The sequence below is a fragment of the Coraliomargarita algicola genome (assembly GCF_033878955.1).
Classification (GTDB): Bacteria; Verrucomicrobiota; Verrucomicrobiia; order Opitutales; family Coraliomargaritaceae; genus Thalassobacterium; species Thalassobacterium algicola.
In genome coordinates this window covers 304,064-325,475 of record NZ_CP138858.1, presented here as the reverse complement: position 1 = coordinate 325,475, position 21,412 = coordinate 304,064, and the positions used below count along the sequence as shown (strand labels likewise).

Genomic DNA, 21,412 nt, shown 5'->3' with positions numbered 1-21,412 from the left:
CATTTGATCGTAATGTTAATAAATAACAAGCAGATTTTCAGTCGTGCTTACAATGCCCTCAAACTACCTAGAAAATGAGGCAATCTTTTTTTATAGCTAAAGCTTCTCGGGCGTCCAGTTCACGATTTCCCCAGATTTTTGCTGGGCTTCGTAAAGCTTTTGCAAGGGATGATCTCCTTTAATGCGAGGGAGCCCTTCGTTGACCATCAAGGGCAGCGCGGAGTCCCACCACTGATCGTATGACTTGCGAAGTTGCGACACGACTTCGGGAAACTGCTGCGACACATCCTTGGTCTCACCTGGATCTTGCTGGAGATCGTAGAGCTGCTGATTATTCACAAAGCGCCAGCGCTCGGTGCGCACGGCGTTATTACGATATTTATAGGCATCGCGCTCTCCGGTCTTCCAACGGCCACAATGGAAGAACAGCTCACGATCAGCCCAATCAGCTTGAGGGTCTTCCAGCAACGGCAACAAAGAGCGTCCATCGAGACTTTGCATATCAGCGGGCAGTTGTGCTCCCGCTAACTCGGCGAAAGTTTGATATAAATCGATGTGCGCCACCAAGGCATCGATGTCCACACCACGCTTCAGAACACCCTTCCATTGCCAGAAAGCTGGAACATGTGTGCCGCCTTCATTCGGCGAGTTTTTACGGCCACGCATGTTGGCATTAAACGGGGAAATTTTTTCGCCATCTCGTAGGATGGTCTTCATCGACATGCCGTTATCAGTCATAAAAATGATTAAGGTGTTATCCAAGGCCTTCCATTTTTTGAGTAAGGCCATGAGTTGCCCAAAGTTGTCGTCGACATTCTCAATCATACCATAACGAGCTGCGGTATCTTCATCATAGCCTTCTGAAAGGAAGTGCTGTTTGTATTCATCAGGCGCATACATGGGACCATGGGGCGCATTCAGTGAAAGATAGGCAAAGTATGGCTGACCTGCCTCATGTTGCTTCTGAATCCAGCCTTCGGCTGCATCAAAGAACACGTCGGTGCAAAAGCCTTGGGTCTGCACCACTGTATCGTTGTACAATAAGACATTATCGAAATATGGATTCTCTTTATTGGCAGCAAAATCTCCCAAGCTAGTCTGGCCGATGCCGCCCGCTCCATGCATCAGCACTTCATCGAAGCCCCGGCTTTGCGGGCGATATTCGGATTCGTCCCCCAAATGCCACTTACCAAACAGGCCTGTAGCATAGCCCGCACTCTTTAGGGCTTGTGGCAGCGTATGCACATCCAGGGCCATGCGCTCGCGTTGTAAGATCGTGTGCGTCACCCCCACCTTAAACGGAAAACGACCGCTCATGATGGCCGCACGGGTCGGCGCACAAGTTGGGCTGACTTGAAAGTCGGTAAAGCGGGTCGACTGTTTGTAGAAGCGATCAATATGCGGGGTGCGCACAATCTCGTTCCCCATGCAGGACAAGTCCCCCATGCCTTGGTCGTCGGTCATCACTAAGATGATATTCGGACGGCTGCCCGCCAAAGTCTGGGCGGCGAGTTCGCCAGTCAGTAGCACGGCAGCCCCTAGCCCCAACAAACAAAATAGTTTCTTACAAATCATAAATAGCCTTCTATCTTTTCAGTTTAAATACGATTTTCACCATATCGGGTAAATCAGTTCGCATCGCAGCAGGCACGACCACATGCAAAGCAGAGTCGCGGTAAGTAAAGTTCAATGGCTCCCCCGTGCGTAATAGGCTCACTTGGAGGGGGTGCGACACGTCGCGGATAAAGACCGCACCCTCCGCATCGGGTAAGGAGTAGTAAACATTCGCTCGCTTAGTGGTGTAGTTCTGCGTCTTGTCCAAGGTCGGCAAGGGCGCATCGAGATCCACATCATAAGTCGCCTCGCGGGAGTGCGCCATCCAGGCAGCCATCTCGTCGCAAAGCTCATAAAACCAATCCATCATTTCGCCGTTCCCGCGTGGTGGCACATTGACCAGTAAATTCCCTCCCAGCGAACGACAACGTATCAACTCTGTGAGTAAGGTATTGGTGTCCCAGTGGTTCGTTTCACACTCGACCCCGTAATGCCAATTCGGCGTAAAACTATTTTCTGACTTTTGACAAGACTCCCACCACCAGCCGGCCTCGTTGGTCACTTTCACATTGTGGCTGGCACCCTGATGCCCGCCTTCCGGCGTCGCGATATTTCCACGCGCTACAAATATATTTGGCTGTAATACTTTAAGATCCTCCTCGCTGACGGAGACAGAGCCATCCCACCAAATCACATCGATCTGACCGTAGTTGGACATCAGTTCACGTACCTGGCCAATGGACTCAGCCTTCTCCTCTGGCCCTGAGAGCGCCATCAAGGGGGTGAGCTTTGGCGTCTTCCCCACCCGCTCATGCTTATAATTCAGCTGAAAGTCCTGTTGGGCAGGATGCATGAATTCGCGGTTCTTATAGTCATAATGCCAATTCGGGCCTGAGTAGTAAAAACCGATCTTCATGTCGTTTTTGCGTGAGGCGTCCACGTAGTCTCGCACCAGATCACGTCCTTCCATTAGATCGCCTGTATCCCAGGTGCCGTGGTCGCTCGGCCACAACGCATAGCCGTCGTGATGACGTGTCGTTAGCACCGAATAACCAAAGCCCGCCTTACTGGCCGCTGCCAGCCATCGGTCGGGTTGATAATTCTCTGGGTTCCAGGTCTCAGCCACCGCAAACATCTCTTCGGGGAGTTGCATAAAGCGCCCCGAATCCGCCTTGCGCTGCGACCATACCATTGCCCAGGCATCGCCGGTCGCAGGGTTGGCACTGGTCGGTCCCCAGTGCAGAAAGAGCCCTAGTCCTGCTTTGCGGAACCAAGCCCACTCAGGGTGCGCTTCGGCGTCGATCGTCCGTTTGGCAGTCAACTTGAGATGTAAATTTTTCTTCGCCCACGCACGTAATTCCTCTGGGCTTTTTCCCTCCCAGTGCTTTTGACCATCCCCCGCATGTTTTTGCGAGAGTGCCAATTCAAAGGGGTCTTCCGCCAAATCGTCTTTGGCGGTTAAAGTAAGCTGCAGTGTCGCAGCGCCACCTAAGGCAGCTAGTAAAAAGATGCGTAATGATGTATTCATTTAGCGGTGATTAAGGAAAAAATTAATTGTTTGTTGAATGATCTCATCACGACTGGGGTCGATCGGCGCGCCCACGCTGCGCCAATTGTGTCCGGCATTTTTAACAATCACGATTTCAACGGGCGCAGGAATCGTCTCCAGAGCTTCTTGCATGCGATAGGCCTGCTTCACGGGGATGGTGGTATCCTGATCACCTTGCAGCATCAACAAGGGTGGGCTGTCTGAGGTGAGATAGCTCACGGGGCTCATCTCACGATAACGCGCCTCCTTATCCTCCGGCTTGGAATTCGCTCCCATGATGCGTGGACCAAAGCGATCACGAAAATTCTCGCGGTCATCGTGATTAAACAACTGTTCATCTTGAAAGTCGCAGGGACCATACCAAGAAACACCACCGACCGTTTGATAAGTATATTGGGCCAATTCAGGGTCACCGCTCAAAGTCTCAGGCGATGACAGTAATACCATTTGAGCGATATGCCCACCTGCGGAATCGCCGAATGTATACATCTTCATCGGATCAATCCCCAGCTCTTTACTGTAGGCTGAAATAAAACGAAGTGCATCCTTGGAATCGATCACACAATCACGCATTGAGGTCTGACCATCCTTCGACCACAAACGATAGCCCACGGATACGACACAGAAGCCCTCTTTTAAGAGCGCCTGATGCACCACTCCAAAAGAGGCATGCCCCGCCCCTTGCTTACTCCCGGCCGCCCATCCACCACCATGGGTATATAAAACCACTGGCTTTTTATCGCTGTCATCCACATCCGGGAAATACAAATCCAGATACACATCGCCTGTTGGAGTGCGTTTAAACAAGACGTTGCGAATTTGGCGGCCTGGACTGTCAATATACTTGAGCGAATTGGCCTTCAATTCTTCGAGTGTAATTGCGCCATCAGCGTTGGCATCCAACTTTTGATTCTTTTTCCACTGGGCCGGATCTTCGTCGGCAGTGAAGACGCCATCACGATTGGTATCCAATTTCGAAAACATCCGCTGAGCGATGCGTCCTTCATAGTGTTCAGAAGAATCCTTTAATGGCTCTAGGGCGTAACCAGTCGCCACCAGTAAGCATGATATGGATACGATCGTTTTGTGTATTTTCCTCATATAAAATTACTCTCTGACAGAATCTTAGGGCCAAGCACGAAATAATCCGTGCACAGCCTAGTATACAGCTAATCTAACATGCTTGAAGTGGGGAAAATATCACCCGTTTACGGGATAGAAGACGCTACTTATCGAAGAGTCCTAGGCGAAAGGCTTTAGAGACCGCAGCAGGGGCATTTTTGACATTCAGCTTTTCATAAATATGCCGTACATGTGTATCCACTGTCGCATATCCGATGCCTAGCTGACCACAAATCTCCTTCTTTAACAGTCCTTCGCTAATAAGCTCCAGCACCTGCTGTTCGCGTTCGCTCAAAGCAGCATCCAACTGGTCGGTGGGCAACTTATTTTGTAAAGTCTGAAGCACGAATTTAGCCACCGAAGGCTCCAAACTAGCCCCCCCATTGGCGACTAAACGAATGCCATCTTTAATTTCTGTTAAAGTTGAAGATTTCAACAAGTAACCGGATGCCCCCAAGGAGATCGCCTGTAATACGTCCGCCTGATCATCCGATTGCGTCAGGATGATTACTTTAGCATTTGGCATCGCCTGATTAAAGTGCGGCAAGGCATCCAAACCACTCATACCTGGCAGCCGTAGATCCAGTAACAACACATCCGGGAGTTTGGGTGCATTTCCCTGCACCTTCCGTAAGGCAATTTCCGCCGTCACAAACTCACTCATCAGTTCAAGATCGTCATCGCGCGACAAGGCTAAGTCGATCACGTCGCGATACTCGCGATTATCTTCAACCAGCATAATTTGTATCGGTCTTTTCATTATAAGAATCTGTATTTTCGAGTTTTAACAATTAAACGAACTTGAGTGCCTGGTCCCGCATCCGGCTGACGGATACGTAAGTCTGCTCGCATCAAGCGTGCACGGCGTTCCAGCGCCTTGGGCACCAGGTCGGCGATGCCATCCCCATTGTCAGTCACCGTCAGTTGAATCTTTTCAGCATCGGCCACCAATCGAGTCCACACTTCAGTGGCCCCAGAATGTCTGATAATATTTGTGAGTGCTTCTTTATAAAATAAATAGACATCCAAACGCGTGCGACGCGGGATTTGCTGCAAAAAGCCTTCCCCTTCAATTTGCAGATGATGCTCCAAATCCCCCAGCAGACGCTCATTGTCTTGCTTAATTTCAAATACCAAATCATCGCAAAAACCCTGTGTTTCCAATAGATTGGCGCAGTTGCTGGCGGCCTTGCCTGTGCGCTCAGTCAGCGCACGTATCCGATCCACAGTGTCCAGCAGTTCTTCTCGCTGATCCACGGCATCTTTAGCCAAATCACCCAATAGACCAATCGCATGTAAATTAGCCCCGAGCTCATCATGTAAATTGGCTGCAATACGTTCTCGAATTAAGGACTCCTGACGTTGACGCGCCGTTCTCAGATAAATCATGGCAATAACCCCCAACAGCACAAGAATGCCAACCAACCAGGCCAGCCATTTGAGTTGACGGCTTTGCTTCGCATAACGAAGCGAAATCTCGGCCAAAACAATCGGCCGCTCAGCTTCCAAATCTCTGCGCAATGCAAGTTGCTGCATCCAATCACGCATCGGCAAGATCAAGCCATTTAGGTTATGCCCATCGGTGAGAGCTTCTCGAGTCTCTAATTCAGAGCTCAGGCGAAAGTCCAGCAGTACATTTTTCCCCAGCGCCACATTCGACACATCATCAAGTAATTCTAGCTCCGCAAAGCCAATACGTGAGCCACTCACACGATCCGATTTGTACAAATAAGGCTTGGTTGCGACAAAACGCACATAGCGACAATCTGTTGTGGGAAAGGCCCACTCCATAATTGGTCCGATCTCATAGACGCTCGAAATATGCACATCGAGCAGCACCGTCGCATCCGAAAAGTCCGCCTGATTGGCGCCTTCCAGAATAAACTGCTCAGGAATACCGAAATCCCCTTGAAAGGCACGCGGCATCGTATCCCCCTGATCGACCGCATGCAAACGTAAGCGAGAGAGGGCGTAGCTCTGCCCCAAATCGATCATAATCGTGGCCTGCTCTCCGATGTTTACACGACTGATCATCGGCAAGCTCTGTTCTCCACGTGCGGCATTCATGACATAAGGCAAAATCCCATCCACTAAAAAAGAACTCTTCCATGCATTTGAACGATAAATGTTACGTGAATAACTAACAGGCTTGCCCAGCGCTTGATTATAAGGCCCGGCAAAGACCATCATTTCAGCCAATTGCATGATAAATTTCCCATCACGTGCACGACTTGATAGACGCGTCGCTTCCAAACGAACCCACGAAGCTTCAACCGCATCGATTGGCACGATCACTGGTGCAATACTCTCCAATGGAGCATCACCAAAATCAAGTTCTGCCACGACTTGCCCCTCCGGATCGCCCTCGAGCCCCACTCGTATACGAAATTCAAGTGGGAATGCATCCGCCACATAGCCTTTAGCCATATCGCGCCACACAGTGGGAACTAATACGATTTGATCGATCCTGCAACTCTGCTCCAAATCAACGCTCACCCACTCGTAATGCGCAGACTCATCATAGTTCATTGAACGGTAGCCAATCGGTCCGACTCCAGTATTTAAGCTGAAACGAGCCAAGGATTCCAGTTCGCCATCGATTTCAGCTAAACGCGCTTCCAAATCCGCAAGTGATACCTCTCGCAGCAGATTCGCGCCATGACTACAGAACAGAGTCATAGCATAGCATAGAAAAATAATGAATCGGCAAAATCTCATCCAAGGACAATACAATGAGACCACAAGCCTCGTAGCAATTCTAACTTACTTGATGAATGGTGAACAAAGGCGGATCGTTCCATTTCCTTTTAATCGCACAGCTGCGATCACAGCGCACTCAGATACCTATGCTGACGCAGAAAATCTACGCTACGATCGAAGATCAGGCGGTAATCCACATCATCACTTCTACGGCGGAAAAATGAGCCGTTAAAAAAGCCATGCCCCTTCCCTTCGGCAGGGACCAGCACGCACTCGTTGCCCGCCTCCTGCATCAAGCGGGTGAAGCGCTCGGCATTTTCAAGGGGGACCGTCGTGTCTGCAGTGCCATGAAAGACGATCGTCGGAACAATGTCGGGGTGCACTTGGTGGCAGAGCGACAAGTCGGTCTGTTGTTCTGGCTTAAAACGCTCAGCGCCAAAGCCCGCCTCCGTGGTATCGAGGACGGGATTAAACAAAATCATCAGATTGGGCTGCGAGCTGATGGCTAAATCCTCCCCCTCTTCTTCATATCCGGAGAGCACACCAGTCGCCCCTGCCACATGACCGCCAGCGGAACCACCGGAGGCGACAATCCGATCGGGGGCGATTCCCAGTTCGCCGGCATGCGCGCGCACCCAACGAATGGCCGACTTGCCATCATTGACGCACTCAAAAGGTGTCGTCTTATTCCTGCTGCGCACTCGATACTCCGCAGAAAATGCGACCAGCCCTAGCTCTGCCATATCTCTGGCTTGCTGATAGAATTGCTTGGGAGTGCCCCCCGACCAACCACCGCCAAAAAAGAACACAATGGCGGGGCGTTGATCCGTAGGCTTTAGATCGGCAGGCTCAAACAAATGGAGTTTCAGCGGCACACCATCGATCTCCTTATACAGAAGTTCGCGATCGGGTCGTATATCAGCTGCCGCCGCGAAGTGGCAGATGGCAACTGAGATCAGTAGTAAGCTTGTCAGGGGTTTTATCATAACTTGAGGTATTTTGTTCGTAAAAATTGCGTTTCGGTCTATCGCTGAAAATCCTCAGGACGCATCCAGCTAAGATCTTTCCAATAGTCGGTATCGTTGGCTTGCGGTGCACCGGGCGTGCTGCGACCGTTTACGATCAAGGCATTTATCTTCGCAGTCAAAGATGCCACTTTTTCCGGGTGACTGGCCGCGAGGTTGTTGCTCTCCGCACGATCGGTCGAGAGCTCGTAAAGTTCTGCCGGCTTCTTACGGCTGGGCAGGATCAGTTTCCACGAGCCCTCAGTTATGCCGTAGCGCATGTCACTGCTATCATGACTGATAAAGGGCACGCGCTCGTAGTCCGCAGCGGGATCGATCAACACCGAAGCAAAGCTATGGCTATCCTCACCCGCATTATCAGGCAGTGTCGTTCCTAGTAATTCAGCGAAGGTCGCCAACAAATCCGTCTGACTGACCGTTTTGTTCCAAGCCCGCCCCGGCGCCTCAATACCTGCCGGCCAGCGCAGCATAAAGGGCACCCGTTGTCCGCCTTCATACACAGAGCGCTTGCCCTCACGCAGGCCACCGCGACTGTCATGGCCGGTCTCTTTGAGCCGCGTCGCCCAGGATTTTTCGGGGCCATTGTCGCTGGAGTAAACAATCAGCGTATTCTCGTCCAGCCCCTGCGCTTGCAGGAAATCCAAAATGCGCCCGACATGATAGTCGGTTTCGATCACGAACTCACCGTAAGCGCCCGCCTCGCCTTGCCCTTGAAACTCCGGCAAGGGACACACGGGATAATGGGGTGACGTATAAGGCAGATAGAGAAAGAATGGCTTGCCCTCTTTGGCCTCAGCCGCCTGATCGCTCATCCATTCGATTGCCTTATCGGTAAATCGTGTGAGGCACTGATTATCGATAAAGTCTTCGGCCACCTCAAAGTTCTTCTTAACGATGCGACTCGGATCTTTTGAAACGCCGGGCTCGGTTTCGTAAGGAGGCATGATCCGATAATCAACATAACGCGGATTCTTCTTCTTATTGGTATACAAGGTCGGCGGCACTTTCGCATAGCGCCCCTCAAACCATGCCAGAACACCGAAGTTCAAAGACGCGGGCACACCATAGAAATAGTCGAAGCCCTTATCCAATGGCATATCTGTGATCGGTTGCGACCAATCGCGGTTTTTAGGTGTGCCGGGAAAATCCATACCGAGGTGCCACTTGCCCACCATGCCGGTGTTGTAGCCTTGCTCCTTCAAGAACGATGCCAGCGTCATGCGCCCATCCACAATCATACACTTCGCTTCGGCCCCCAAAACGCCTTGCTTGCGCTCGGTTCGCCAAGGGTAGCGTCCCGTCAATAAACCATAGCGCGCAGGCGTGCACACGGAGTCGGCACTATGCCCGTTGGTAAAAGCAATCCCCTCCTGAACCAAACGATCCAGGTTCGGCGTCTGAAATTTTGCATTTGGATTCAGCGCACTCACATCGCCGTAGCCCTGATCGTCGGTGTAGATGACGATAATATTGGGACGCTCCACAGCTGCCAGCAGCGTCGTTCCCAGCAGCATGAACACAGCAATCAAATGCCTCTTATGTGATTTAAATAGGATCATAAACTTATTTCTCAAAGGTAAGTGTTTCCATTTTTTGCGCGCGCCAGACCTGAGCGGTGTGCGAGCCAGGATTCAAGCGCCCCATCGTGCGCACAAAGTCATTTAAGCCGGGGGTGGCGGTTCGATTGATCAATAGTACGACGTCATCGCTGCGAAAGCCATACTTAGCCAAAGCACTCTCGTTCGGCACCTCCACTAGCAGAACGCCGATTGTCTCATGCATGCCTGTCGCCGTCAATTCGGCCTCCGTATCCAGGGCCTTGACCATGCCGCCCATGAACTTCTTGGCGACTTTAGGTCGATACGTATTCGAGGCCGCCTTTGCAGGCAATGTGATCGGTGGTGAACCTGCCAATTGCTTCAGTTCAGGCGAGATCACCCCAAACCCGCCCATCGGGAAATTTTCAAACCCAGTTTCCAATGCGGGGGAACTGTCCTGCACTTGAAAATTCCCCGCCTCAGGGGCCACGAATTCGGCATTGCCATAAAGACTCCCGGCATCGTCGAAGGTCTCTTTTTGCAAAGCCACCGCGGGCACCGTCTTCGTCGCCTGCGGGTTGTGCACGAAATTGTAATTACGCGTGCCGCCCCAGAGCCCGGGATTGGAGGAACTATAAACCTTGGGTGACCAAATGATGTTTCTTTCAAACACATCGTAGGTGGGTTTTGGATACGGCACGTTACATGTATAGCCGAGTCGCCCGACGATGATGTTATTCGTCACGATTCGATGATAACCTTCGCGTGTCTTGAGCCCTCCATACAGACATAGGTTGTTATAAATTTCGTAATTGGTGCAGCCATCGTCCAGATCAATATCCCAGCCATGTTCACAGTGCATACGATTGTTACGCAGGATGCTGGTCTGATACGCATCCCAACGGGGTGAGTCCGGATATTCTTCAACGTAATAACTGATCAGTGGCTTGCCATTGGCATCTCGCGCCGTCGGCCCTGAGGGCGAAGTGCTGTGCCAGATGCGATCACGTCCCCAGCCATTAAACGCGCCGTGGTCGTGCGTCTCTAATACGGTCTCAAAACAATCGTTCCACTCGATCAAATGACCACCCCAGGTGCCATCGCAGACATTGATCGCCGCGCGGGGTGTGTGACTGATGGTATTGTGGCGCACAGTGATGCGGGAGGACATCGATAGATTGACCCCGGCCACCTGCTTCTCAAAGCGTCCACAACGCGTCATCAAATTGTCCTCGACCAAGCAATCCGCCGGATACTCGTCGGACTTGGGACCAATCTCGGTATCGATGGTATCGACCGGACGCGCCGGAGCACCATAACTAAAGGCCGGGTCACGCACCGCGGCAGGTGAGCCCACGAAATTAACATCCGAGGCGCCATTGTCACGAAAGCGATTGCCACGTATAATGCTTCCGCGATTGTAGCCATCCACAAAAACCGCATTACCGCCCAGCTCTTCGAAGGTGCAGCCTTCGATCACGATGCCCTCAGTGCCTCGCAGATGGACGGCTCCTCCTCGATAAATGCTCCAATCACTACGCAAGAGCGGCTCCTTAGTTTCCATGAAAGTGCGCGCGGTGCCTTTGAACTGTATGCCCTCAAAATGAATGTGCTGAACAGGCTGCGTTGTCACATGAGTTTGCACCTGTGTCAGTTTGAGACCGTTGCCGCTGTTCGGAATGTCCATGACGGCGACCGGTTGCTGAAAATCACCGTAAATGTTAACGAGATGTTTGGTCTGTAACACCGCTTCAAAGGCCGCCGTGCTCATATCGACATCGGCCGCTGGCATATAATACAGCCATCCATGCTTTATGTCGTGATACCACTCCCCGGGCGCATCGAGCTCTTCAAAGACATTCTCGATCATTCTGTAAGAAAGATGCGCGCCTTGGTAACGGTTATTTTGCCAGCCACCTTCATACTGCAGCTCTCCGTTGGCTTGCTTGCCGAGCACACGATAATGCTGACTCCCCCAAAGACCGCGATGCATGCCATGCATAAATGCGCCCGTCGGGTCTGCCCACTCCTGCGCTTTGCTCGCATCCCAGGCATCCGGCGTGCAACCATCATAGGGTGCGTTCCCCGCTTTACTGCCTTGATGCTTTTGATCCGCAGCCAGCACATAGCCGGCACCCAAATTCGGATAGCGCGCCAGAGTTTGACGCCGACCGTTCACGATCAATTGATCAATGGCTGGCAAACTGCCGAGCTGAGTGCGATAAATCCCACGCTCCCAGGCTTCCCAGTCCTGTTTGAGGGCCTGGGCTCCGGTCAACACCACTTCGGCTCCCGACTCTGCACGATAAACCACGGGATAGGCCGCCGTCCCGCTATCGAGCGGGGACAAGGTGAAAGGCTCCGACACACGGTAAGTCCCTGCAGTCAAAATGACCGAACAAGCCTCCTCCCCGATCTGGCCACTCGCACGCAGCAAATCACGTGCGGCGGACAGAGTTGCTAAAGGTGACGAATGAGTGCCCTCAGCGGTATCCGATCCCTCGGGAGCGACGAACACATCCAGCGCCAACAAGTTGCTAGGCAGGGCTGAAAATGCCAGCGTTGCCAGCAAGCTAGTGACGCGGTGCTTTCTGAACATATTTAGCATAACATTATTTTCCAAAAATCTCATGTTCAGATCTTTTACGAAGCACAGAGAAAGGAAGTACACGACGTGCTAAGCGCATAATGAAATTTCTTAATGGGCATATTCCTTCGTAATATTAGGGGGTGGTTAACAGGAAATAGGAAAATAGCACAGCTAAGCGGATCCCGGTATCCCTCTTATACGTGAGCATAGCAAAAATTTCGTTAATAAGAACAAGCTATACAATGAAACTATTGACAACAGCCATCTAGGCTACGCTGTGTTTCTATAGTAATCAGCGCTGCCGCGGAAAGATCACCGATGCGCCGTGGTCACACTCACTCCCCAGCCCATCCATCAATCTTAAGGATGTAGCCCGCAGTGGCGTCTTCGTCATGACAGGCGAGAAAAAGGTATTCAGGTTCGCCGTCTTTCCACAAAATACCAGGGCGTTCACTACGAGCCAACTCATGACCATAATAAAGCTCGTTGGTTTGATAGCCCACCTTAGGAATGCCCCAGTCGATTCCATGATCTGCATAGGAAAGCACCGGATTCTGCTCATAGACGGCATAAGGCCCTTCGATCTTAGCACTACTGGCCATGGATATTTCCCATAGCACCTGCCCCTTCTTAGCTGCCTTGGTCATGGTTTTGTAGTAGATGCGAAACGAACCATCCGGTGTGGCCACAAAAGTAGGATTGGAGGCATGCTGACCATTGCTTTCGTTTGCGTTTAAATGGGATTGTGCGGACTTTCTGTCCATGGCCCCATCAAAGATTGCGCGGTGGCGATTGAGTAGAAAGGCCAGCACATAGGTATCCCCGACTTTTGACACCTGTGGATTATGATAGCCAGCTTCATCACTCGCGAAAACATCGCCCAGCAAAGTGTAAGGTCCCTCCGCTTGATCCGCGACCCAATGAACGATTTTACTATCTTCGACCCAAGTCCCATCGTTTGGGATCACAGAATTAAAAATATGCACACGCCCGGATTCGTCATAGATAGGCGCCATACCCCAGGTCCAGGAATACTCATTCGAAGGTAGGATGAATGGCCATGGAACCAGCGATTGAACAAACGCAGACTCTTCAATTGTGTGGAACCGAGACCGAATGCCATGCCATCTCACCATCAAATTCATTAGACACAGAAGCGGCGTCCACGATGACCGACAACCAGTCAGTTAGTCAGTCAGTCGTTACTTCGTAATATTGCTGTCAGCGAGTATAGCTTCATTCATAAACATACAAAATTATAAAAAAGTAACAACACCAAGAGGTATAAGCGGAGACAAGCCTTAGACGACATATTCCGACAAATCAGCTAGACACGTACAAATGACTACGCAGTCGATAATTGAAAATTTAGTCTACGATTCCTTGACACACGAAGATGAGTCATCAACAGGGTCCAATGCCACCAACAACTGAGCGGCAAGCCCCATACCAACGGGAAAAATCACTCGACGTTGCCCAGAACCTTCCCCAGCCCGATTAGAGGGCGTTCCTCCCTCAAGCAAACCATCAGCGGTCAAATATGCAACTAGCCCATCCTTAGTGCGCGCAGCAGCTTGCCTAGCTTCAATTGGCAGAATCCCGTGCTGATAAGCGAGTGCAAGTGCCGCTGCAATACCAGCAGAGCCAGATGTATCCATTCCACTAGAAGGCTGATGGATAAAATTTGTCCACAACCCATTCTCTAATTGATACGAGAGCAGGTAATGCATCACTCGATGCGCTTCTCTACGTAAATCTTCGATATCCTTACGGTCGTTTAGCTCAATGATTCCACGCACTAAACCGAGATAATACCATGTAATCCCGCGCGCCCAATTTCGAAAACTAAGATCTCCCAGGCGATTACGTAAATAGATACTTCCATCCTCACTCACGAGTAAGTCTCTTCGAATACGAAACTGATCCAAAGCAAGCTCCTCCAAGATCACATCACCACGCCGTCGAGCAATCACCACCAGCGGATAAGCAACACAGAGACTACCCTCCGCGCTCAGCATACTTCCATCCATAATTGCTCCTGACGCAAAGTGCCCATCAGGCTGCTTGCGGCTCAGCCAAAAATCAACTGCTCGCTGCACACTCGCGTGCTCTGGATATAAGCGTCCAATCACTGCAAACGGCAATGTTCCCTCGATACCATAGATGCTGTTATCCACAGGTTCACTGCGCGGGTTTTCATAAATTAAATCATGCTCATTTAAATAGAGCCTCAAACGACGTTTTAAATCTGTTTCATATGCCAGCTGCGCATACCTCTGATTCAGATCGTACCCACCTTCGAGCAAGCAACCTTCCATCCAGCTAAACGTTTGTACGGTGCTCAAATCTCGAAATCGTTCCAAAAACTCGCCCCAGACATCGGCCGTCTCTGCAGCACCTGCAACCATCAGATGAGGCTGTAGGAGCGTAGGAGAATTCGCCGAAGGAGCAAAAAAACGTAAATCAACACTGCCATCGATCTGCCGCAGCTCAACCCCGACCTGAAGCACACGTTTACCAAACTCGCGCGTCAACGGTATCTCAGCAATTTGAAATACAGGCGCTTGCGTAAAATCAAAGACACCAAAGACGACACCTGTTTCGGAATCGCGTGCTTCTACTTGAATCGTGTGACGAATATCAAGCGAGACCGCCAATCGTAAACGAAACGTTCCCTCTGGGACTACAGTGCCCTCCTCCCAACGAAGTATTGTTGTTCCCACCTCACAATCCTTGCCCACTGAAAAATCACGCCATGCAAAGGGAATACGTTTCCCACTCGGAACTTCGACAGTGGGCGCGAGCACAGAAGTTGCAGGCACATGAGTCACGGACGACACCGCGTCACTCACTGCTTCTTCAGTATCAATAATGCTGATTTTGTTCATATAATTTAGTCGCGGCGCTATAAATTGGATCCAGCGAATCCTATCCAGGATACTCAAAATACAAAGAATGAATTGCTGATTGCACACTTCAATAGCCTGGTAGTATTATCTGTAATATGAGCATTTCACAACGCGATCTAGCCAAGCATCTAGGCCTGAGCCCAATGACAATATCTCTAGCATTGCGGAACTCCCCGCGTCTACCAATCGCCACACGCGAACGAGTGCAAATGGCAGCCAACGAATTAGGCTACAAACCGAACCCTGCCCTAGCTGCGCTCAATAACCACCGTCGCGACCGTATGCTAAAGACAAATAATGCGACACTCGCTTTTATCACAAATTGGCAAGATGAGTTTGGCTGGCGAAAAAGCTACGTTAATTTTTTCTATCAAGGAGCCGTCTCGCGCGCGGCACAATGCGGCTACACATTAGTTCCATTTTGGCTGAAAGCTTACAAATCCTACAAACGTGCCAGCGACGTGCTCTATAATCGCGGTATCCGTGGACTGGTCTCGCACCACTGGAAAACGGGCCGGGCGAAATAAAACTAGACTGGACACGCTTTGCCGCCGTCGCAGTCGGTCCCACGCTCCTCCACCCACGACTCCACCGCAGCCTGCACGATTACGATATGGGCATGCGCCGCATTCTACGTGAACTTGATGCACGTGGCTATCGTCGGATTGCACTAGGCATCTCAAAACGTGTCGACGAAATTACGGAGCGCCGCAATAGTAATACCTTTCTCTCCGAAGTCCAACGTCAGTATCCACATATCACTCCCCTCATCGCTGACACCATCGAAGAAACACCTAAAGCCGCACAGAATTGGATCCTAAAACATAAACCAGACTGCGTGATCTCTCTTAGTTCACTTTTCCCCACAACACTCCGCTCTTACGGATGGAAAGTGCCACAAGAAATTGGCCATGCCTACATCCACATTGAACCGACTCAATCCACAAAACAAGCCACCAATCAATCCGGTATCGAATACAACTCACCAGAAATCGCTGCGGCTGCAATCGACAAACTCGACAGCCTATTGCAACGCAATGAACTGGGCCTTCCCGAGCGCCCCCTCACCCTCAACCTCCGCGGAAAATGGCTGGAAGGCAACACCTTGCAACCGAGATTAGTTAGCCCACTCGCCACCTCACTTATATAACTGAGCAAGTGCGAACAATGCAGCATAGTGATGGATTATCTCCGTGTATTACAGATAATACACAAACTCAATTGCATTGAAAGCTTAAACTGTATGAATAGCTGTTATAACGAATAGAGACACAATGCCTAAACAGAAAATTTCTAACCATACTAACCTCAAAAAACTGCAAAATATGACAACTATACCTCTAAAGCGTAATTCACTTATACTATCAATCGGCCTATCTCTCAGCAGCTTTACTAGTGCTGGAGAGCTGGTATTCTACGGAGGTGGCACCGTTGGAAGTCCTTCTTTCAGCGCAACCTCATACGATAGTAACCTATTGGATAGCGCTAGTTCAGTAAGTGGAGGCCCCTCTACAAATTTCGCAAATCTCGTCTCGTCTGCCGACGCTCCTTCCAACATTGATGGAACTGTTGAAAGCTCAGAAGTCCCCGATTTCGATTACGCGGGATTTAACCTTTTTGGCACGAGTATCTATAATCGAAGCGACTTCACAACCAGTGGTTATTTCTCTTTCACTTTAAACGTGAAAGACGAGAATAGTGTCCAACTCGAAAGCATCGAGTTCCGAGGGGGGCGCAGTGGTGACACCACCGAGCGAGGCTATCGAGTCGAATACAGCATCGATGGGGGAATTTTTGCTCTGGCTGGTCAACGTATTATGGAAGCGAATACAAGCCCTGTTCCTAATCAATTTATGGCCGAACGCTACACAATCATTGGGACGGCATCAAGCACTGTCGAATTCCGCTTCTACGGCTACATAGATGGAACAGCTGGCCAACTTCGATTTGATAATATTGCGGTCTCTGCGATTCCTGAGCCTAACAGCTTTACGTTAATATCAGGTTTGCTTGCTCTCAGCTGGATTGCCGTGCGTCGTGGTAAATAATTAGTAGGCGGATAAATCAAGCTTAATGCACCGCGCGGTCAGCGGGAGAAGATAAGGTCGCACCATCAAACCACTGAAATGTCGACAGGTACAGTATGCAATAGCCGAGCAATTATGCACCTGCCAATCAAAGCCTGATAAGTCCATGCCTCGACTCGGTGCCATGAAGACCACTCCTTGGATACTGCGTGAACTTATAATATGACTAATCCGCTTAGCGCTCATTCCCGGTGCCTGCAAAAAAAAAGTTTTCAGTATAAAACCCTCTCTCATCAGCTCGACGAGTCGCCCCCTCCAACTGTCTCGCAAACGTGAAATGACCATGGTTTAGCTTATCATACTCTCTACGCCGTCGGCGGACATTCGCTCTCTAATATGCTGACATCCCTCAGGAAAAGCGGCACCTCAAAGCTAAGCACTTACTTTAAAGATGTACGCCGAATATTAAACGGTGATAAGACAGCGATTATTACCATTCACTCAGGACTCAACGATAGAAATCGCACGCAAGGCAGCATCGGCCCCATCGGTGGTTTCCCTAGCAATAGTCCAGAGGGATACGCAGATAACCTCATGGGCCTGGTTCATTTACTCAGTCAAGCATGGGAATTGGCCGGCGGCGATTCACATAGCTTACATTTCGCATTTATGCCAAGCCATGCACTCAGCGAACCCGACGATGCGCAACTGAGTAAATATCGGGCAGCCGCTCGCGACTTAGCAGAAAAACTACCCAATGCCTCAATGATCGATCTGTCGATTCTGATGCCCTACAAGGAGATGCGTGCCAATAAATATTACGACAAAGGCCGCCCCAGCGATGCGCATTTACAACGCACTGGCTATGAAGCCATCGCAAGCGCTCTCGCCACTCAGTTACAAACTCAATAAAGCCCCTCGCTTAACGTTCATTAAGCTTTAAATACGCCCCTGAACAGCTTCAGTTGCGATCTACTTGCATCAAATTGAAACTAGTCAGTTTCCGAGTTGTTTCTTCGTTTAAGAATAAAGCCTTTGGCAATATTTCCTTGTTGCCAAAGCTACTTGGAGCCAATAAATGTTATATTCACATTATCTACTCAGCTCCTCCTGCAGACAAAAAGCCCAATGCCACGTTCAAAAGCAAACTCTCAGCACGGCTTCGCGCTCGTAATCAGCCTGAGTCTTATGGCATTCGTGTTGCTGCTAATATTGAGCATAACCATCCTCTCCCGCGTCAACACTCAACGTGCCCAGAAAGACAATCAGATCATTTCTGCACGCATGAATGCCTTCCTCGGGCTACAAGTGGCAATGGGCGAACTACAAAGATACGCAGGCGCAGACCAACGTGTCACCGCCCCGATTTTCATCGAGGACGCAAGCACCACAGATTTGCAGGAGTCTGGCTTGACTCAACCAATGTGGACTGGTGTTTGGAGCTCGACTGCTGCCCCCACAGATACGAGTTGGCCGCATTATCTCGTATCAGGAACAGCCCCCGCCCCGAGCTCAATCGTCGATCCAGCAAATGCAATCAATCTGGTGGCGGCTGGCAGCTTAGGCACATTACTCACCGACGACAAACGGATCGTCACCGTCGAGAAAATGGACATCTCCGAGAATTCAGGCAGCTACGCATGGTGGGTCGGCGACGAAGGCGCTAAAGCGAGTCTTCATACCAAAGTAGCCGAAAGCACTGATGCATGGTTACACCCACACCAGTTTGCCCCACAAGCAACCAATTCGATCATGCAAGCGCTCTACACCGTGAGCGAGAATGGAAACTCCATTCTTTCCAAACTGAACACGCGTGAACAGTCACACATCGCCTCTGAGGACACAGGTTTAGCGGTTCAGGCAAAATTCCATGATTACACCATACATAGTGCAAACCTTTTAACTGATGTGAGCAATGGTGGCTTTAAAAAGAATCTAACTGCGGCTCTCCAAGCGGCAAATACGGCGGATGAAACGGAATTCCTAAAATTATTAAATGACCCATTGAACCTAGGCGGCTCCCAAATTTTCCCGCCTCAAATCACGGGTGTCGCAACCGCATCCCCCGCCGAACCAGACCCTGGAGGCCCTAATTGGCGCCAACTTGCCTCCTTCTTTCAAACACGTGTCAGCAATAGCAGCTTTGCATCAATCGCCATACGTCCACAAGAGAATGACCAAACTGGCATCTACCCGGTGCTCCAATCAGCTCAGATGTATGTATACGCGGCACTGGTTCGCTCAGAAAGTGAACCTGACCGTGGCTATATTCGCCTCATGCAGATGCCGATTATAACGCTGTGGAACCCCTATAATGTACGACTCGAATTCAACCACGGCCGCGTCGATTGGGTGACGGGAACGACAGGCAATTTCCCCGTCTTTCAAGTGCAATACCAACAAGGTGGCAGCATGCAGACTGATACGACCGATAATGGATGGACTCCAGAATGGAGCGCATTCATGAAACCAATTTTGAAGCTGCCTAACATGATATTGGAACCTGGCGAAACGAAAACATTCTCTGTCGAAGCACATCAAGAGTTCAGTAACCAGACCAATTTACTTAGCGAGGGGATCCACTATGGCTATGGCTTCTATCGCGATTGGTCTGAGAATTGGCCAGCGGAAACCATACCACTAACCGGAGATGACGGATCCCCCACCCAAATACAAATTGCCTTTGATCGTGCTCCGCAGTACGGACTATGGTCCTTATGGAGCGATGACAGCTCCACATTGAGTGTAACCGCACCTGCAGGTGAACGACTTCAAGAGATTCTCTTTCCTTACAACATTACATTAGGGCAAGATGACAATCGATGGACAAGCTTCTACACTCCTCAAATCATCGATCACGACACAACTGTCGCCATGGATGTAAGTGGAGACTTTCCCGCGTTTGGCTATAAAACAAGCCTGCTCTTTCCCAACAGTTCGATCAGCTCAGATCACAGCTCCTACGCTTCACTCGATCGTTTTCCATGGCTCGTGCATTCTAATCCACGCGCCTCCTACCTAGGAGGTCCGAAACAAATGAATACCTCCAAGCATCCCAGCTGGAAGAATATGACTGCTCGCACAGCCTCATTACAAAATTTGGCCGATGCCAAGACCCACTATACAATGAACTACGATGACGGTATGGGGAATTTCTACACAGGATATAGCGATTACCTAGGCGTCACGGAACAAATCCTCTTTGATCTGCCTCGAGACGATACCCCCCTGCTCTCTATCGGTGAGTTTAGCCAAGCGCCACTCTCAGAAGTCGATACAATAGCCGTTTACAACGACTATAGAACTAACGTGAGTGGAATCCCTAGCACAGGTTCTAAACGAGTGTATAGCTGGAGCCCAAGTTATATAATAGGCAACAGTTGGGCTGATTTGCGAATTCCGCCAGAAGATACGCATTACATCATGGATACCGGAAGTAGTGGCAATGCTGGCAAAGCCGCTTACGACCTATCTTGGTTACTCAATGACGCCTTATGGGATCACTACTTCCTGACTGGACAAGAAATCAGCAACAACAACTACAACCGAATTCGCCCACTCCAAAGCATCGCAGACACAGACACACGATTAGACAGCTACGATGAGTCTGGCCCTATCATGCAACAGGCCGGTGCCTTCAATATAAATTCGACCTCCATCGCCGCATGGGAAGCTCTCATCGCGTCCACTTGGAATTTAGAAGTTCTAGGCATCGCTGACAATACTGATCGCGCTCCGATGATCCGGAATTGGTACGCGAATGGCGATGACCCTGGTTCAGGCGGAGGCAGTCCAAGCGATCCTGCCAGTAATCTGGGCTACCGTCGCTTAACCCAAGATGAAATCATCGAACTAGCAGAAGCAATCGTCGTGCAAGTAAAAGCACGGGGCCCTTTTCGTTCACTCGCCGAGTTCGTCAATCGTAATCCAGATGCCAGCGCCCCAGAACACCAACGTATCGGCGCCTTGCAGGCGGCCATCGATAGCACGTCGATTAACAGCAACTTACAGCAAGCCACTGATCTCGTGTCGCCTTCGGACCTGAGCACAAGTTCCTCTGCCAACCTTTACGCCGACCTCGGACATCCGGAAGCTTTTACTGGTTCTGTCTACGCGGCAATTCCCGGTTACCTCACCCAAGCTGATGTACTGTCTCGAATCGGTCACGCACTCACAGCACGAAGCGACACCTTTGTAATACGTGCCTATGGTGAATCGCTTGAAAAAACATCTAATAATATTCAAAGTCGCGCATGGTTAGAGGCCACCGTGCAACGACAGCCAGAACGTATTTCAGGAACCATTCAAGATACTGGAAACGGGGACAATAATGACATGGGGCGACGATTCAAAATCGTATCACTACGCTGGCTCAACGAAGACGAAATTTAATGAATC

Annotated in this window: 15 protein-coding genes; 5 read left to right on the top strand and 10 right to left on the bottom strand. The window is 50.3% G+C overall.

Features of this window, described 5'->3' with window-relative positions; all coding sequences use genetic code 11:
• Positions 1-96 precede the first annotated feature (96 nt).
• The 10 genes from SH580_RS01145 to SH580_RS01100 form a co-directional block, all read right to left on the bottom strand.
• On the bottom strand, positions 97-1,575 hold the full coding sequence (locus tag SH580_RS01145) for an arylsulfatase (RefSeq protein ID WP_319833170.1): 1,479 nt from the start codon (positions 1,573-1,575) through the stop codon (positions 97-99).
• Positions 1,576-1,585: 10 nt separating this feature from the next.
• A complete protein-coding gene (locus SH580_RS01140; RefSeq protein ID WP_319833169.1) occupies positions 1,586-3,082 on the bottom strand; it encodes an alpha-L-fucosidase in 1,497 nt (498 codons plus the stop codon).
• Positions 3,083-4,204, bottom strand: coding sequence for an alpha/beta hydrolase fold domain-containing protein (locus SH580_RS01135; RefSeq protein WP_319833168.1), 1,122 nt, complete (start codon positions 4,202-4,204; stop codon positions 3,083-3,085).
• Between the two features lie 124 nt (positions 4,205-4,328).
• Complete coding sequence (locus tag SH580_RS01130; RefSeq protein WP_319833167.1) at positions 4,329-4,985, bottom strand: response regulator; 657 nt, start codon at positions 4,983-4,985, stop codon at positions 4,329-4,331.
• The gene (locus SH580_RS01125) at positions 4,985-6,904 is read right to left on the bottom strand and encodes an ATP-binding protein (protein ID WP_319833166.1); all 1,920 of its coding nucleotides are present in this window, start codon (positions 6,902-6,904) and stop codon (positions 4,985-4,987) included. Before SH580_RS01125 ends, SH580_RS01130 begins: the two co-directional genes overlap by 1 nt.
• Positions 6,905-7,050: 146 nt before the next feature.
• On the bottom strand, positions 7,051-7,911 hold the full coding sequence (locus tag SH580_RS01120) for an alpha/beta hydrolase (protein ID WP_319833165.1): 861 nt from the start codon (positions 7,909-7,911) through the stop codon (positions 7,051-7,053).
• A gap of 38 nt (positions 7,912-7,949) precedes the next feature.
• The gene (locus SH580_RS01115) at positions 7,950-9,509 is read right to left on the bottom strand and encodes a sulfatase family protein (protein ID WP_319833164.1); all 1,560 of its coding nucleotides are present in this window, start codon (positions 9,507-9,509) and stop codon (positions 7,950-7,952) included.
• A 4-nt stretch (positions 9,510-9,513) separates the two neighbouring features.
• On the bottom strand, positions 9,514-12,087 hold the full coding sequence (locus SH580_RS01110) for a right-handed parallel beta-helix repeat-containing protein (RefSeq protein WP_319833163.1): 2,574 nt from the start codon (positions 12,085-12,087) through the stop codon (positions 9,514-9,516).
• A gap of 326 nt (positions 12,088-12,413) precedes the next feature.
• Positions 12,414-13,094, bottom strand: coding sequence for a glycoside hydrolase family protein (locus SH580_RS01105; RefSeq protein ID WP_319833162.1), 681 nt, complete (start codon positions 13,092-13,094; stop codon positions 12,414-12,416).
• A 357-nt stretch (positions 13,095-13,451) separates the two neighbouring features.
• Positions 13,452-14,966: a glycoside hydrolase family 88 protein gene (locus SH580_RS01100; RefSeq protein ID WP_319833161.1), complete on the bottom strand. Its 1,515-nt coding sequence runs from the start codon at positions 14,964-14,966 to the stop codon at positions 13,452-13,454.
• Between the two features lie 116 nt (positions 14,967-15,082).
• Between SH580_RS01100 and SH580_RS01095 the strand changes: the two genes are divergently transcribed.
• The 5 genes from SH580_RS01095 (at position 15,083) to SH580_RS01075 (ending at position 21,406) form a co-directional block, all read left to right on the top strand.
• Entirely contained in the window at positions 15,083-15,514 is a 432-nt protein-coding gene (locus SH580_RS01095) for a LacI family DNA-binding transcriptional regulator (protein ID WP_319833160.1), read from the top strand.
• Between the two features lie 92 nt (positions 15,515-15,606).
• Positions 15,607-16,137 carry a type 1 periplasmic-binding domain-containing protein gene (locus SH580_RS01090; protein WP_319833159.1) on the top strand — a complete coding sequence of 177 codons (531 nt, stop codon included), beginning with the start codon at positions 15,607-15,609 and terminating at the stop codon, positions 16,135-16,137.
• 124 nt (positions 16,138-16,261) lie between these two features.
• Positions 16,262-17,035: a hypothetical protein gene (locus SH580_RS01085; protein WP_319833158.1), complete on the top strand. Its 774-nt coding sequence runs from the start codon at positions 16,262-16,264 to the stop codon at positions 17,033-17,035.
• Between the two features lie 375 nt (positions 17,036-17,410).
• Complete coding sequence (locus SH580_RS01080) at positions 17,411-17,926, top strand: SGNH/GDSL hydrolase family protein (protein ID WP_319833157.1); 516 nt, start codon at positions 17,411-17,413, stop codon at positions 17,924-17,926.
• A gap of 216 nt (positions 17,927-18,142) precedes the next feature.
• Positions 18,143-21,406 carry a hypothetical protein gene (locus SH580_RS01075; protein WP_319833156.1) on the top strand — a complete coding sequence of 1,088 codons (3,264 nt, stop codon included), beginning with the start codon at positions 18,143-18,145 and terminating at the stop codon, positions 21,404-21,406.
• Positions 21,407-21,412 lie beyond the last annotated feature (6 nt).

Excerpts from the sequence above, each read along its gene's own strand:
- SH580_RS01145 (WP_319833170.1), bottom strand. The coding sequence starts at position 1,575 with ATGATTTGTAAGAAACTATTTTGTTTGTTGGGGCTAGGGGCTGCCGTG.
- SH580_RS01140 (WP_319833169.1), bottom strand. The coding sequence starts at position 3,082 with ATGAATACATCATTACGCATCTTTTTACTAGCTGCCTTAGGTGGCGCT.
- SH580_RS01135 (WP_319833168.1), bottom strand. The coding sequence starts at position 4,204 with ATGAGGAAAATACACAAAACGATCGTATCCATATCATGCTTACTGGTG.
- SH580_RS01130 (WP_319833167.1), bottom strand. The coding sequence starts at position 4,985 with ATGAAAAGACCGATACAAATTATGCTGGTTGAAGATAATCGCGAGTAT.
- SH580_RS01125 (WP_319833166.1), bottom strand. The coding sequence starts at position 6,904 with ATGACTCTGTTCTGTAGTCATGGCGCGAATCTGCTGCGAGAGGTATCA.
- SH580_RS01120 (WP_319833165.1), bottom strand. The coding sequence starts at position 7,911 with ATGATAAAACCCCTGACAAGCTTACTACTGATCTCAGTTGCCATCTGC.
- SH580_RS01115 (WP_319833164.1), bottom strand. The coding sequence starts at position 9,509 with ATGATCCTATTTAAATCACATAAGAGGCATTTGATTGCTGTGTTCATG.
- SH580_RS01110 (WP_319833163.1), bottom strand. The coding sequence starts at position 12,087 with ATGTTCAGAAAGCACCGCGTCACTAGCTTGCTGGCAACGCTGGCATTT.
- SH580_RS01105 (WP_319833162.1), bottom strand. The coding sequence starts at position 13,094 with ATGGCGCCTATCTATGACGAATCCGGGCGTGTGCATATTTTTAATTCT.
- SH580_RS01100 (WP_319833161.1), bottom strand. The coding sequence starts at position 14,966 with ATGAACAAAATCAGCATTATTGATACTGAAGAAGCAGTGAGTGACGCG.
- SH580_RS01095 (WP_319833160.1), top strand. The coding sequence starts at position 15,083 with ATGAGCATTTCACAACGCGATCTAGCCAAGCATCTAGGCCTGAGCCCA.
- SH580_RS01090 (WP_319833159.1), top strand. The coding sequence starts at position 15,607 with ATGCGCCGCATTCTACGTGAACTTGATGCACGTGGCTATCGTCGGATT.
- SH580_RS01085 (WP_319833158.1), top strand. The coding sequence starts at position 16,262 with ATGCCTAAACAGAAAATTTCTAACCATACTAACCTCAAAAAACTGCAA.
- SH580_RS01080 (WP_319833157.1), top strand. The coding sequence starts at position 17,411 with ATGCTGACATCCCTCAGGAAAAGCGGCACCTCAAAGCTAAGCACTTAC.
- SH580_RS01075 (WP_319833156.1), top strand. The coding sequence starts at position 18,143 with ATGCCACGTTCAAAAGCAAACTCTCAGCACGGCTTCGCGCTCGTAATC.